This window comes from Neopararhizobium haloflavum (genome assembly GCF_002750855.1).
GTDB classification, from domain to species: Bacteria; Pseudomonadota; Alphaproteobacteria; order Rhizobiales; family Rhizobiaceae; genus Georhizobium; species Georhizobium haloflavum.
This window is the reverse complement of the sequence record NZ_NWUC01000006.1, coordinates 64,058-76,875: the sequence shown is the minus strand read 5'-3', so window position 1 is coordinate 76,875 and position 12,818 is coordinate 64,058. Positions and strand designations below refer to the sequence as shown.

At 62.2% G+C, this 12,818-nt stretch carries 13 protein-coding genes; 6 read left to right on the top strand and 7 right to left on the bottom strand.

The window, feature by feature from the left end; genetic code table 11:
- Positions 1–56: 56 nt before the first annotated feature.
- Positions 57–629, top strand: a complete 573-nt coding sequence (locus tag CN673_RS13840) for a GNAT family N-acetyltransferase (RefSeq protein WP_245409912.1) — start codon at positions 57–59, stop codon at positions 627–629.
- A gap of 10 nt (positions 630–639) precedes the next feature.
- Here the strand turns inward: CN673_RS13840 and CN673_RS13835 are convergent, their stop codons facing one another.
- The 3 genes from CN673_RS13835 to acnA form a co-directional block, all read right to left on the bottom strand.
- Complete coding sequence (locus tag CN673_RS13835) at positions 640–1,041, bottom strand: DUF2794 domain-containing protein (RefSeq protein ID WP_099866970.1); 402 nt, start codon at positions 1,039–1,041, stop codon at positions 640–642.
- Positions 1,042–1,439: 398 nt separating this feature from the next.
- Positions 1,440–2,177 carry a DUF1223 domain-containing protein gene (locus CN673_RS13830; protein ID WP_245409911.1) on the bottom strand — a complete coding sequence of 246 codons (738 nt, stop codon included), beginning with the start codon at positions 2,175–2,177 and terminating at the stop codon, positions 1,440–1,442.
- 184 nt (positions 2,178–2,361) lie between these two features.
- The gene (gene acnA / locus CN673_RS13825) at positions 2,362–5,052 is read right to left on the bottom strand and encodes an aconitate hydratase AcnA (protein ID WP_099867175.1); all 2,691 of its coding nucleotides are present in this window, start codon (positions 5,050–5,052) and stop codon (positions 2,362–2,364) included.
- Between the two features lie 301 nt (positions 5,053–5,353).
- On the opposite strand from acnA, the gene ccmA reads away from it, so the two are divergent.
- Genes ccmA through CN673_RS13800 form a run of 5 tightly spaced genes read left to right on the top strand, consistent with a single transcriptional unit; the run spans position 5,354 to position 8,256 of the window.
- Positions 5,354–5,998, top strand: a complete 645-nt coding sequence (gene ccmA / locus CN673_RS13820; RefSeq protein WP_099866969.1) for a heme ABC exporter ATP-binding protein CcmA — start codon at positions 5,354–5,356, stop codon at positions 5,996–5,998.
- Positions 5,995–6,654 (top strand): heme exporter protein CcmB, encoded by a 660-nt coding sequence (ccmB, locus tag CN673_RS13815; RefSeq protein ID WP_099866968.1) that lies wholly within the window; start codon positions 5,995–5,997, stop codon positions 6,652–6,654. The genes ccmA and ccmB overlap by 4 nt, the downstream gene beginning before the upstream one ends.
- A 45-nt stretch (positions 6,655–6,699) precedes the next feature.
- A complete protein-coding gene (locus CN673_RS13810) occupies positions 6,700–7,449 on the top strand; it encodes a heme ABC transporter permease (RefSeq protein WP_099866967.1) in 750 nt (249 codons plus the stop codon).
- Between the two features lie 8 nt (positions 7,450–7,457).
- Entirely contained in the window at positions 7,458–7,625 is a 168-nt protein-coding gene (ccmD, locus tag CN673_RS13805; protein ID WP_099866966.1) for a heme exporter protein CcmD, read from the top strand.
- Positions 7,626–7,659: 34 nt separating this feature from the next.
- Positions 7,660–8,256: a DsbE family thiol:disulfide interchange protein gene (locus CN673_RS13800; protein WP_099867174.1), complete on the top strand. Its 597-nt coding sequence runs from the start codon at positions 7,660–7,662 to the stop codon at positions 8,254–8,256.
- Here the strand turns inward: CN673_RS13800 and CN673_RS13795 are convergent.
- The 4 genes from CN673_RS13795 to dapF all read right to left on the bottom strand — a co-directional run bounded on the left by CN673_RS13795 (position 8,253) and on the right by dapF (position 12,784).
- Complete coding sequence (locus CN673_RS13795) at positions 8,253–8,921, bottom strand: septation protein A (protein ID WP_099867173.1); 669 nt, start codon at positions 8,919–8,921, stop codon at positions 8,253–8,255. The genes CN673_RS13800 and CN673_RS13795 overlap by 4 nt on opposite strands.
- A gap of 86 nt (positions 8,922–9,007) precedes the next feature.
- Complete coding sequence (ftsY, locus tag CN673_RS13790) at positions 9,008–10,363, bottom strand: signal recognition particle-docking protein FtsY (protein ID WP_442417534.1); 1,356 nt, start codon at positions 10,361–10,363, stop codon at positions 9,008–9,010.
- A gap of 250 nt (positions 10,364–10,613) precedes the next feature.
- Positions 10,614–11,897 (bottom strand): tRNA (N(6)-L-threonylcarbamoyladenosine(37)-C(2))-methylthiotransferase MtaB, encoded by a 1,284-nt coding sequence (gene mtaB / locus CN673_RS13785; protein WP_099866964.1) that lies wholly within the window; start codon positions 11,895–11,897, stop codon positions 10,614–10,616.
- On the bottom strand, positions 11,894–12,784 hold the full coding sequence (gene dapF / locus CN673_RS13780) for a diaminopimelate epimerase (RefSeq protein WP_099866963.1): 891 nt from the start codon (positions 12,782–12,784) through the stop codon (positions 11,894–11,896). The genes mtaB and dapF overlap by 4 nt, the downstream gene beginning before the upstream one ends.
- Positions 12,785–12,818: the final 34 nt, after the last annotated feature.

Genomic DNA, 12,818 nt, shown 5'->3' with positions numbered 1-12,818 from the left:
AGACAGTTCCAGGGGCGGCCATCGGGCCGCCCTTTTTCATAGCCGGACCCCTGAAGATGACGACCATGACGATCCGCGCCGCGGGCGAGCAGGATATTCCCGCGATCGCTGCTATCTACGCCGCATGCGTTTTGAACGATGTCGCGACGTACGAGCTGGTGCCGCCCAGCGAGGATGAGATGTGTCGCCGCTGGGAAGCCATCACGAGACGCGGCTGCCCCTATCTCGTCGCCGTGGAGTCCGACGGCACCGTTCAGGGCTATGCCTACGCCTCCGCCTTTCGCGAACGGCCGGCCTACAGTTGGCTCGTCGAGGACTCGATCTATCTCGCCGAGAGTGCGCGAGGCCTTGGCCTTGGAAGGCGTCTGCTCGATGCCCTCCTGGCGAAGTGCGAAGAGTTGGGGTTCCGTCAGATGGTGGCCGTCATCGGAGGCGCTCACCCCGCGTCATTGGGCGTTCACCGCTCGGCCGGATTCGAGATGATCGGCCGCATGCCGGGAACGGGCTACAAATTCGACAGGTGGCTCGACACGGTCATCATGCAGAAGGCGCTGGGGGACGGTGCAAGCGAACCGGCGGATCGCAACCGCTATCCGGGAACGCTGGCGTATGCCGGCCCGAAGGCTTGATGCAGCGGGTTCAGTAGCGGACCAGTTTGGGCTTTTTCTCGAAGAGACGCAGAACCACCTCGAGGTCGTGCCCCCGCTTCAAGATTGCACCACTGGCATTGACGACCGAGAAGGCCCCCTGCTTGCGTGCATTGCGCGGGACCTTCTCGATCCGGAACAGAGGCACTTCGCTGGTGCGGCGAAAAACGGAGAAGACGGCTTTGTCCTTCAGGTGGTCGATCGCGTAATCGCGCCATTCTCCCTCGGCCACGTTTCGACCGTAGACCCGCAAAATGGCATCAAGCTCTCGCCGATGGAACGTGACGGGCAGCGGATCGGGTGCGGAGCGGTAGTCCTTGATATCAACGAGAACCGGGTCGCTCTGGCGGGCATCGCGACGCGTCGCCTCTGACTGATCCGAACTGTCCGTCATCGGGTCTCCATTTCGGGAACGCGAACGATGGCACAGTGTGCCTTCAGGACGGGGAAATGCAAGACCGCCCCCGCTGCGAATTGTTTCATAAGGGAAATCGGCTCTCTTTCGGGTCCGCAGTTGCGGTCACGAAATGCGAAACGCAACGCAATCAAGTTGATCGCCAAACCTGCAAGAGCGCTTTTTGGCCGCAATTGAGCCCCATCGCCGCCAGAATCAAAGAGCAGTTTGCGATCGTTGCCTCAGACGGTTCGGTTCGGCGACTTTCGAATTCAAAGCCCCCCAGCCCCTCGAAACCGCCGGGCCGAACCAACCTTCTGAAGCGAGACCCCAAAATTGAGACCGGCCGTTGCCGGTCTTTTTTTGTGCCTTTCGGCGACTGCTCGGGTTGAGGGACGCTAAAAGGTGGCCGCGCCGATGATCGGGCCCGGAACGCCCTTCTCGACCATGGTTTGAACGAGGACCGCGCAATTCTGCGTGCTCCAATCCTCGACGATCGAGGCGGGCAGTTCCAGCGTGAGCGGTTTGCCTTTCCAGATGCCAACCACATGGATGGAGCGCACGCTGTTGACGTAGGTGATGGCGCGACCGCTGTTCTCGCCTTCGTCGATCGCCACGACGTTTTCCCGGTCGAAGACGAGCAAAACGAGATTGGCCTTGCCGCTCCCTTCCTCCACCTCGATCGTCAGCGAGTCGCTTGACCTGTCGATGCTGACGTCGACACGCATTCCCTCTTCTTCCCGGCGCATGGTGTCGACGGCTTCCATGATGCCATTTTTGTCGGATCCATTAAGGTGGGTCCGCCCGTTGATCACCGCCTGAGGGGTATAGACGCTCTTGCGTTCCAGCATCTTTGCGTAGGCATGCTGGCGCTGACTGTTGTCCGGTGTGGCCAGCGTGTCCTTCCAGCCGAGATAATTCCAGTAGTCGACGTGGTAGGAGAGGGCGAGGATCTCACCGTCGGCTGCAATATCTGCCAGGACGGCATCGGCCGGGGGGCAGGAGGAGCATCCCTGGCTGGTGAACAGTTCGACGACGCCGATAGGGGTATGGTCTTCTGCCGCGGCCTCTTTCGGCATCGTCAGGCTGGTCGATATCGCAATGAGGACTGCCGGGATCACGGATTTAAACAGCATACCTTCGAGCCGTGCAGTTCGTCGTTGAAATGAAGGGTCGGGAAAGGCCCGGATAGCAATCTGACGGTATCGCGCCCCGGGTTCAACGCAAAGTCACGAAGCGGTGACGCCTTTCGGGCCTGGCGGTCGCAAAAAAGCCCGCGACATCGATGCCGCGGGCCATTTTTTCTTCATCGGAAGGTAATCAGGCTGCAAGATCGCGCAGAACCGTCTGCAGGATGCCGCCATTCTTCAGGTAGTTGACCTCGTCGAGCGTGTCGACGCGGCTGAGAATGGTGATCTCCCTGGTCGTTCCGTCTCCATAGGTGATCTTCGCCGTCTTCTTCTCGCGCGGTTTCATGTCGGACAAGCCGTCGATGCTCACCCGCTCGTCGCCCTTCAGATCGAGCGACTTCCAGGTGGTGCCGTCTTCGAACACGAAGGGGATCACACCCATGCCAACCAGGTTGGAGCGGTGGATGCGCTCGAAGCTCTCCGAGATCACGGCCTTGACGCCGAGAAGGTTGGTGCCCTTGGCCGCCCAATCGCGCGACGAGCCATTGCCGTATTCGCCACCGGCGAAGATGACGAGCGGCACGCCCTCTTCCTTGTACTGCATGGCGGCGTCGAAGATCGACATCTCCTCCTTGGAAGGATAGTGGATCGTGTAGCCGCCTTCCTTGCCATTGGCGCCGAGCATGTGGTTGCGGATGCGGATGTTGGCGAAGGTGCCACGCATCATGACCTCATGGTTGCCACGGCGCGTGCCGTACTGATTGAAATCCGCGACGTTGACGCCGTGATCCATCAGGTATTCGCCCGCCGGCGACTGCGCCTTGATCGAGCCGGCCGGCGAGATGTGGTCGGTGGTGATCTTGTCGCCGAAGAGGCCGAGGACCCTGGCACCCTCGATGTCGCTCGTGCCGCCCGCGTCCTTGGCCATTCCCGCGAAATAGGGCGGGTTCTGCACGTAGGTGGAGTCGTCGTCCCAGGCATAGGTCTGGCCCGACGGCGCCTGAACCTCCTGCCAGTTTTCATCGCCCTTGAAGACGTCGGCATATTTGCGCTCGAACAGCTCGCGGGTCACGTACTTCATGATGAAGTCCTGGATTTCCTGCGTCGTCGGCCAAATGTCCTTCAGATAGACCGGCTGGCCGTCGGAGCCTTCGCCGATCGGCTCGCTGGTCAGGTCTTTCTGAACCGTACCTGCAAGGGCGTATGCGACCACGAGCGGCGGCGAGGCGAGGTAGTTGGCCTGAACGTCTGGCGAGATGCGGCCTTCGAAATTGCGGTTTCCGGACAGCACGCCGGCAGCAATCAGACCCTTGTCGTTGATGGTCTTGGAGACCGGTTCCGGCAGCGGGCCGGAATTGCCGATGCAGGTGGTGCACCCGAACCCGACCAGGTTGAAGCCAAGCTTGTCCAGTTCGGTCTGCAGACCCGACTTTTCCAGATACTCGGCGACGACCTGCGAACCCGGCGCCAGCGAGGTCTTGACCCACGGCTTGGTCTTGAGGCCCTTGGCGGCGGCGTTGCGCGCCAGCAATCCAGCCCCGATGAGCACTGACGGGTTGGAGGTATTGGTGCATGAGGTGATGGCGGCGATCGCCACGTCGCCGTGGCCGAGGTCGAAATCCTCACCCTCGACCTGGTAGCGCTTGTCGATCTGGCCGGGCTTCTTGTACTCGTCTTCCAGAGCCTTGGCGAAGCCGGATGCGATGTTCTCCAGTGCGATGCGGCCTTCCGGGCGCTTCGGACCCGCCATGGACGGAACGACTTCGCCGAGATCGAGTTCGAGCATGTCGGTGAAGACGGGGTCGGGCGATCCCGATTCACGCCACATGCCCTGGGCTTTGGAATAGGCTTCAACGAGCGCGATGCGATCCTCGTCGCGGCCCGACATGGTGAGGTATTTCGTCGTTTCGCCGTCGATCGGAAAGAAGCCGCATGTGGCGCCGTATTCCGGACCCATGTTGCCGATGGTGGCACGATCGGCGAGCGTCATGTTGTCGAGGCCGGGGCCAAAGAACTCGACGAACTTGCCGACAACGCCCTTCTTGCGCAGCATCTGGACGACAGTGAGCACGAGGTCGGTCGCCGTTACGCCTTCCTTCAGTGCGCCGGTGACCCGGAAGCCGATGACCTCCGGAAGCAGCATCGAGATCGGCTGGCCGAGCATGGCCGCTTCGGCCTCGATGCCGCCGACGCCCCAGCCAAGCACGCCGAGGCCGTTGATCATGGTGGTGTGGCTGTCCGTGCCGACGCAGGTATCAGGGTAGGCAGTGATTTCGCCATCTTCCTCGCGCGTCCAGACGGACTGGCCGAGATATTCGAGGTTAACCTGATGGCAGATGCCGGTGCCGGGCGGTACGACACGGAAATTCTTGAATGCCTGCTGCCCCCATTTCAGGAAGCGGTAGCGTTCACCGTTGCGCTCATATTCCTTCTCGACATTGTGTGCGAATGCCTGCGGCGTGCCGAATTCATCGACGATGACCGAATGGTCGATGACGAGGTCGACGGGAACGAGCGGGTTGATCTTTTCGGGGTCGCCGCCGAGCGAGGCCATCGCATCGCGCATCGCCGCCAGGTCGACGACGGCCGGAACGCCGGTAAAGTCCTGCATCAGGACGCGCGCGGGCCGATAGGCGATCTCGTTGCCGGCGGTGCCCTTGTCGGTGAGCCAATGCTTGACGTTCAGGATGTCGTCCTTGGTGACCGAACGCCCATCTTCGTTTCGCAAGAGGTTCTCAAGCACCACCTTCATGGAGAAGGGAAGCTCGGAGATGCCCGTCAGGCCATTCTCTTCGGCCTTCTTGAGATCGAAATAGACATATTCGGCGTTGCCGACCTTCAGCGTGGAGCGGCAATTGAAGCTGTCGAGTGATTTGGACAAGAGTAAACCCCGTCTTCGTCTGATCAGCCGAAGCTGCCGGGCGAACACCTGTGCGCGTAAGATGTGCGCGAGGATGCGGGTACGGCCATTTCCGCTGTCCGCCCGTGATCTTTGAACCTTTCGGTCGATCATGTTCGGCGCAAGGATGATGATCACGCCGACCGCTGGCGTGGTTGCAGGCCTTATAGATAATTTCTAAGGAAGGTGCCAGACCGCGCGCAGCGAAAAGCGATGGCGTGACGCAAGCTTTCGCGTCACGGCTCGATGCCTGGATTCCGGCGGCGAAGGAAAAGGACCACGCATGCGGCTTGTGGCCGAAAATCTGGGCGCAAGCCGGGGCGGCGATCCGGTCTTTTCGGGCTTGTCCTTTTCGCTCGCCGCTGGGGAAGCGCTGATCGTCACAGGCCCGAACGGCGTCGGCAAATCCACCTTGCTGCGCGTGATCGCGGGCCTTTTGCGCGCCGATACGGGCTTGATTGCGCTTGAGCGCGATCATGGCGCCGAAGCAGGCGTTTTGGCCGAAAACAGTCACTATCTCGGCCACCGCAATGGCATGAAGCGCGAACTGACCGTCAGCGAAAACCTGGACTTCTGGCAAACGTTCATGGTGATGGAGGGGGACGCAGCACGGATGCCGGTGGCCGATGCCTGCGCGGTGCTGAACCTCGATCATGTCCTGCACCTGCCATATGGCTATCTCTCCGCGGGGCAACAGCGACGCATCGCGATGGCTCGCCTGTTGCTGTCCCATCGCCGGCTGTGGATCTTGGACGAGCCCACTGCCGCGCTCGACCTTGCGGCCGAGGAGGCGTTCGCGGGGATGGTGAACCGGCATCTCGATGATGGCGGACTGGCCGTCATCGCGACCCACCAGCCGCTGGCGATCGCACGCCAGGCGACGTTGTCGATGCGGGCCCGCGCGCAAGACGAAGGAGCACTCTCATGAGGGCTCTTCTCTGGCGCGACATAAGGATCGGCATCCGCGCCGGCGGCGGCGCGCTCATCGGCGTCCTGTTCTTTCTCACCGTCGTTGCCGTCGTGCCTTTCGGGGTGGGTCCCGACCTCAATCTCCTGTCGCGTATCGGCCCTGCAATTCTGTGGATCGGAGCCTTGCTCGCTGCGCTTCTGGGACTCGATCGCCTGTTCCAAGGCGATCGCGAGGATGGCACGCTGGACCTTCTGCTCATGCAGGAACACCCTCTCGCGCTGACGGTTCTTATCAAGTGCCTGGCGCATTGGGTGGTGAGTGGCTTGCCGCTGGTTGCAGCGTCGCCTTTGCTCGGGCTTTTCATGAATGTCGAGCCGCTGGCGATCGGAGCAACTACGTTGACGCTCCTGGTCGGAACACCGGCGGTGACGTTCATCGGCGCTGTCGGGGCGGCCGTGGCCGTCGCGCTGCCGCGGGGCGGCCTGCTCGTATCGATCCTGGTGCTGCCGCTGGCGATCCCCATCCTGGTTTTCGGGGTCAGCGCCGCCTATGCCGCTGTCGAGGATCCCGCGCCGTTCCTCCCGCCATTCCTTATTTTGACCGCGATTACGCTGCTTTTCTCGGTTATCGGGCCGGTGGCGGCCGCTGCGGCATTGCGCGCATCGACCGATTGATGCGGTTCATTGCCCATACATAGAATTGACGATATGTCTCACGGCATGAGCGAGAGCAGTCTTTCCGTTACCAGGGTTGGAGACCTGGCCAACCCAACGCGCTTCATCGCGTTTGTTGGCCGCGTGCTTCCCGTGCTGGCCGGCGTCACGGCGCTTTTGTTTGCCGTCGGCCTGGTGATGAGCTTTCTCGCTCCCGAGGACTATCAGCAGGGCGCGACGATCCGCATCATGTTCGTCCATGTGCCCGCCGCCTGGTTGTCGATGATGTGTTACACGGTGATGACCGCATCGGCGATCGGCACGCTCGTGTGGCGCCATCCGCTGGCCGATGTTTCGGCCAGGGCCGCCGCGCCGATCGGCGCGATATTCACGGTGCTTGCCCTGTTGACAGGCTCGCTTTGGGGCAAGCCGATGTGGGGAACGTGGTGGGTCTGGGATGCCAGGCTGACGTCGGTTTTCGTGCTTCTCCTTATGTATCTCGGACTGATCGCTCTCAATCGGGCCATGGATGATCCTTCGAAGTCGGCGCGTGTTTCGGCGATCCTGATCCTGGTGGGTTTCATCAACATCCCGATAATCAAGTTCTCGGTCGACTGGTGGAACACGCTGCATCAGCCGGCCAGCGTGGTCAGGCTCGACGGCCCGACCATTCATGCATCGATGCTATACCCCTTGCTGGTCATGGCCCTCGCATTCACGGTGCTGTTCTTCACGCTTCACATGGCCGCCATGCGAAACGAAATCCTGCGTCGGCGGGTGGCGGCATTGCGCCGCCAGGCCGCTCGCGGACGCTGAGGTAGGAGATGGCGTATTTCGGCTACATCTTCGCGTCCTATCTGGCGACGGCCGTGGCTCTTCTCGGGTTGATCGGATGGGTTGTCTTCGATCTGCGTGGGCGCCGCGCCGACCTTGCCGAACTGGAGGCGCGCGGCGTTCGGCGCCGGTCCGCAGCCGCTGCGGAAGACCGCTGACACGATGAAGGCCGAGGACCAACAGGCTTCCGACATGCCGCAGTCAGACGATGCCGCGCCTGCAAGGGGGCGCGGGCGATGGGTCGCGTTTCTGCCCTTGTTGATCTTCGCCGCACTGTCCGGCGTCTTCCTGCTGCAACTGTTATCCGGCCGGGACGCGTCGGAAATTCCTTCGGCCCTGATCGGGGCGAACGCGCCGGCGCTTGATCTGCCGGCGCTGGATGGGCTGATGCGCGATGGACAGCCAGTGCCCGCGCTGCAGGATGAAACCATCGATGGGGCGCTCACGCTCGTCAATGTTTGGGCTTCGTGGTGCGTGCCCTGCCGCCAGGAACATCCGCTGCTGATGGACCTTGCCGAACGGGGTGGCGTGAAGATCGTCGGGATCAACTACAAGGACCGCAACGGGAACGCGGTCAGGTTTCTCGGGGAACTCGGCAACCCCTATGATGCGGTCGGCGTCGATCAGTCCGGACGTACCGCGATCGATTGGGGTGTCTACGGGGTACCCGAAAGCTATCTTGTGGATGCCGACGGCACGATCATCTACAAGAAGGTCGGGCCGTTCTCCGAAGAGAGCTATGTCAACGAGCTGCTGCCGGAAATCGAAGCAGCGCGCAGCGGCGCCTAACCTTCCGTCGGCTTTTCCAGCGCTTTCCTGGCAGCCTTCTCTTTCGCTTCCAGCGAGTGGCGCATGATCAGCGGCATCTGTGCCATGGTGAAGGCGATGGTGATGGGCATCGTCCCCCAGACCTTGAAGGCGACCCAGAAATCCGTCGAGAACGAGCGCCAGACCACCTCGTTGAGAACGGCGAGGAAGAAGAAGAAAACACCCCATCTGAGCGTCAGCTTGCGCCAGCCTTCGGCATCAAGGCGGAAGGCCGCGTCAAAGACGTAGCCAAGCAGCGACTTGCCGAAGAAGAGTCCCCCGAGAAGGATCGTGCCGAACATCGTGTTGACGATGGTTGGCTTCATCTTGATGAAGGTTTCATTCTGCAGATAGAGCGTCAGCGCGCCGAAGACGAAGACAACGACCCCGGAGATCAGCGGCATCATCGGCACGGTGCGCAGCATGAGCCAGGATGCGATCAGGGACACCGCTGTCGCGATCATGAACAGCCCTGTTGCGATGAAGATCGGATCACCTAGATCAGCAAGCAGCGGGAATGTGGCTGCCAGCCATTCGCCGCGCGAGTTGGCGAAGAAGAAGACAAGGAGCGGACCGAGCTCCAGCGCCAGTTTGAGTAGCGGATGGGGTTCCGTCCGGGTCGCGGGCTTCACGGGCTGGATGGTCATCGTTGGCCTTATCGTCCTCTTGGTCGCTCGCCTGGCCTGCATATGGTCCGTGCCACTGCCGGCGCAAGGCGTCGCGTCAATCTCGCTCAGTTCAGCGGGGTCCCGGCAATCGCCGCGGCGAATTCCTTCGCCTCGAACGGCTCGAGATCGTCGATGCCTTCACCAACGCCGATGAAATAGACCGGCAGCTTGTGTTTGGCTGCGATGGCGACAAGGATGCCGCCGCGCGCCGAGCCGTCCAGCTTGGTCATGACCAAGCCGTTGACGCCAGCAACGTTGCGGAAGATCTCGACCTGGTTCAGCGCGTTCTGACCCGTCGTCGCATCAAGTGTCTGCAAGACCGTGTGGGGCGCATCGGGATCGAGCTTGCCGAGAACGCGGACGACCTTTTCGAGCTCGGCCATGAGTTCGGCCTTGTTCTGCAGCCGTCCGGCCGTATCGACGATGATGACATCGGATCCGTTGGCCTTTGCCTTTTCGAACGCATCATAGGCAAGGCCTGCCGCATCTGCTCCGAGTTTCGACGCGACGACATCGGCCCCGGTACGATCGCCCCAGATTTTCAGCTGTTCGATCGCTGCGGCACGAAACGTGTCTCCGGCTGCCAGCGTCACCTTCAACCCGCCGCGCGTCAGCTTCGCGGCCAGCTTGCCGATGGTGGTCGTCTTGCCGGTGCCGTTGACGCCGACGACCAGAATGACATGCGGCTTGTGGCTGAGATCGAGCTCCAGTGGTTGGGCAACCGGGGCAAGCACCTTCTCGATCTCGCCGGCCATGATGGCGGCGACTTCCTTGCCTTCGATGCTCTTGCCGTAGCGACCGGAGGCCAGCGTGTCGGTCACCCGCATCGCCGTCTCGATCCCGAGGTCGGCCTGTATCAGCACATCCTCCAGATCCTGGAGCGTATCCTCGTCGAGCTTTCGCTTGGTGAAGATCCCGGCGATCTGGTCGGTCAACTGGGCCGACGTGCGCGACAGTCCCTGGCGCAACCGCTGAAACCAGGAAAGCCGGGGCGCGGGCGCTGCAAGAGCGTCGGACTGTCGTGCTTCGCCGCGTGAAATGCGGATCCCGCTGTCGGATTGCGATGCCTGATCGTCCGGCGGCGTCGGCAATGCCTGATCCAGGTCGGAAGGCGTGTCAGCGGGAGGCTGGTCGGCCACAGGCGCCGGCTCTCGAGCCTCCGCCGCAGGCTCGCTTTCGGGCGAGGCGGATACGTCCTCATCATCGCTGGAAGGTTGAGGTGCTTCGCTGGCCTCGTGCACCTCAGGCGCTTCCGGCGATTCTTCCGCGTCCGATTCGCTCTCGGTCACGGCCTCGCCGCCCGTCTCGATCGTCTCTTCCTGCGGTTCGGCTGTTTCCGGTGCGGTTTCCGTCGAAGCGATCGGAGTGCTCTGCGTTTGCGCGGTCCGGTTCGTGGAAGTCGTCTCCGGCGTGAACGCCATCGCGCCATCATGCGGAAAATGCGCGTCTTCAGGTCGCTCAGGCGCGGCTGCAGTGCGTTGCAAAGAGGCCTGTCGGACATGCTCGGCCGCCGGCGGTGCTATCGGTGCGGGCGGCTCGGATGGTGCGGGAGTGGATACCGGTTCGTCTTCCGACGCCGGACCCTCCTCCTCGGCAGCGCCTTTCGATTTGCCAAACGAGAAAACCTTCTTGATGAAGCCGAGAGCCATTAGCTGCTTGATATCCTTGAAGTCATTCGGCGGCTTGAAGCCGTACGGCCTCGCCTGTCAACGTCTGCCCGTTATGGCCGGTGATGAAGGCAGCCTTCAGCGTGCCTGGTTCGCCCGAGCCGTCGGGAAGTCTCGTCAACGTGAAGTTTTCAGTCCGCCCTACGCCCGGCTTTTCGATGAGAAGGACCTGCTCGGTGCCTGTCATGCCGTCAAGATGGCGTTCGAGCGCTGCCTCGCCTTTGGCCCGCAGCCTGGCTGCCCGTTCCTTGACCAGCACGCGATCGAGCTGCGGCATGCGCGCAGCCGGCGTTCCCTCACGAGCGCTGAAGGGAAAGACGTGAAGATGCGTCAAGCCGCATTCATCGACGATCGACAGGGCATTTTCGAACATTTCCTCGGATTCGGTCGGGAAACCAGCGATGATGTCGGCGCCAAAGGCCATGTCGGGTCTGAGGCGGCGTACGTCTTCGCAAAAGCGGATCGCGTCGGCGCGCAGGTGCCGCCGCTTCATACGCTTGAGGATCATGTCGTCGCCATGCTGCAGCGAGAGGTGCAGATGCGGCATGAACCGTGGCTCGTCGGCAATGAGGTCCATCAGGTGCCGGTCCGCCTCGATGGAATCGATGGATGACAGGCGCAGCCGCGCCAGTTCGGGGACTTCGTCGAGAATGGTTCTTGCCAACCTGCCGAGGGAAGGCTGGCCGGGCAGATCGGCGCCGTAGCTGGTCGCGTCCACGCCAGTGATCACCACCTCGATATAACCGTTGCCGACGAGGCGGCGGACCTGGTCGACGACCGCGCCCATCGGCACCGATCGGGAATTGCCGCGGCCATAGGGTATGATGCAGAACGTACAGCGATGGTCGCAGCCATTCTGGACCTGGACGAATGCGCGCGAGCGGCCTTCTATCGCGTCGACCATCTGCGGCGCCGTCGCCTTGATCGACATGATGTCGTTGACGCGCGTCTTTTCCTCCGCCGAGACGCCGAAGTCCGGCAGCTTTCGATAGCTCGTATATTTCAGCTTTTCCTCGTTGCCGAGCACGACATCGACTTCTTCCATCTCTGCGAAGGTCGCCGCCTCTGTCTGCGCGGCGCAGCCGGTGACGATGATGCGGGCGTTGGGATTGTCGCGCCGTGCCTTGCGGATGGACTGTCGCGCCTGGCGCACGGCCTCAGCGGTAACCGCGCAGGTGTTGATGAGGATGGCGTTGTTCAGCCCCGCCTTCTCGGCCTCATTCCGCATGACCTCGGATTCGTAGGTGTTCAGCCGGCAGCCGAACGTGATGACGTCGACCCCGCTCATTGCGCCGCCTCGCTCGGCTCTTGATGGCGTTGCCATGAACCGGTCTGCGGATCGAGCGTGCCGGCGAACTCCCATTCGGCCGGACCCGTCATGACGACATGATTGTCGTCGCGCCAGGTGATGACAAGCGGCCCGCCGGGAACGTTGACGGTCATCGTGCGCTCGGCCATGCGCTTGCGCACGGCCGAAACGGCGGCGGCGCAGGCTGCAGAGCCGCAGGCGCGCGTCAGTCCGGCGCCGCGTTCCCACGTCCGCAGGTCCATCTCCTGGCGCGAGACCATGCGGGCGATGGAGATGTTGGCCCGTTCGGGAAACATCGGATGGTGCTCGAGAATCGGGCCGAATTTCTCCAGCTCATACGACCTCACGTCGCTATCGACCCAGAAGATCGCATGCGGGTTGCCCATGGACGCGACCGACGGCGAATGAAGCACCGGTGCCTCGATCGGCCCGATCTGCAATTCGATCATCCTGGTATCGCGGAATTCTTCCGATAGCGGAATCTTGTCCCAGGCGAAGACGGGTTCTCCCATGTCGACCGAGATGAGACCGCCATCCTGCTCCTCGGCTGTCAGGACGCCGGCGACCGTTTGGAAGGTGAACCGTGTCTTGCCAGTTTCAGCGCCCAGCGCCTGGACCACACAGCGCATGCCGTTGCCGCAGGCTTGCGCGTCGGTCCCGTCGCAGTTCAGGATCCGGACATAAGCGTCCGTCAATTCGTGGCGAGGGTCGTGGATCGCCATGATCTGATCGAACCGGGTCGCGGGATCGGCGGCGAGCGCAATGGCCGCTTGCGGCGTCACGCGGTCATCGCGGCCGCGCATGTCGACCACGAGAATATCGTTGCCCAGTCCGTTCATCTTGGCGAAGGGGACGCCAGCGCTCATGGGAAAAACAAGCCTTCCGTTTTCCGGTCTATAT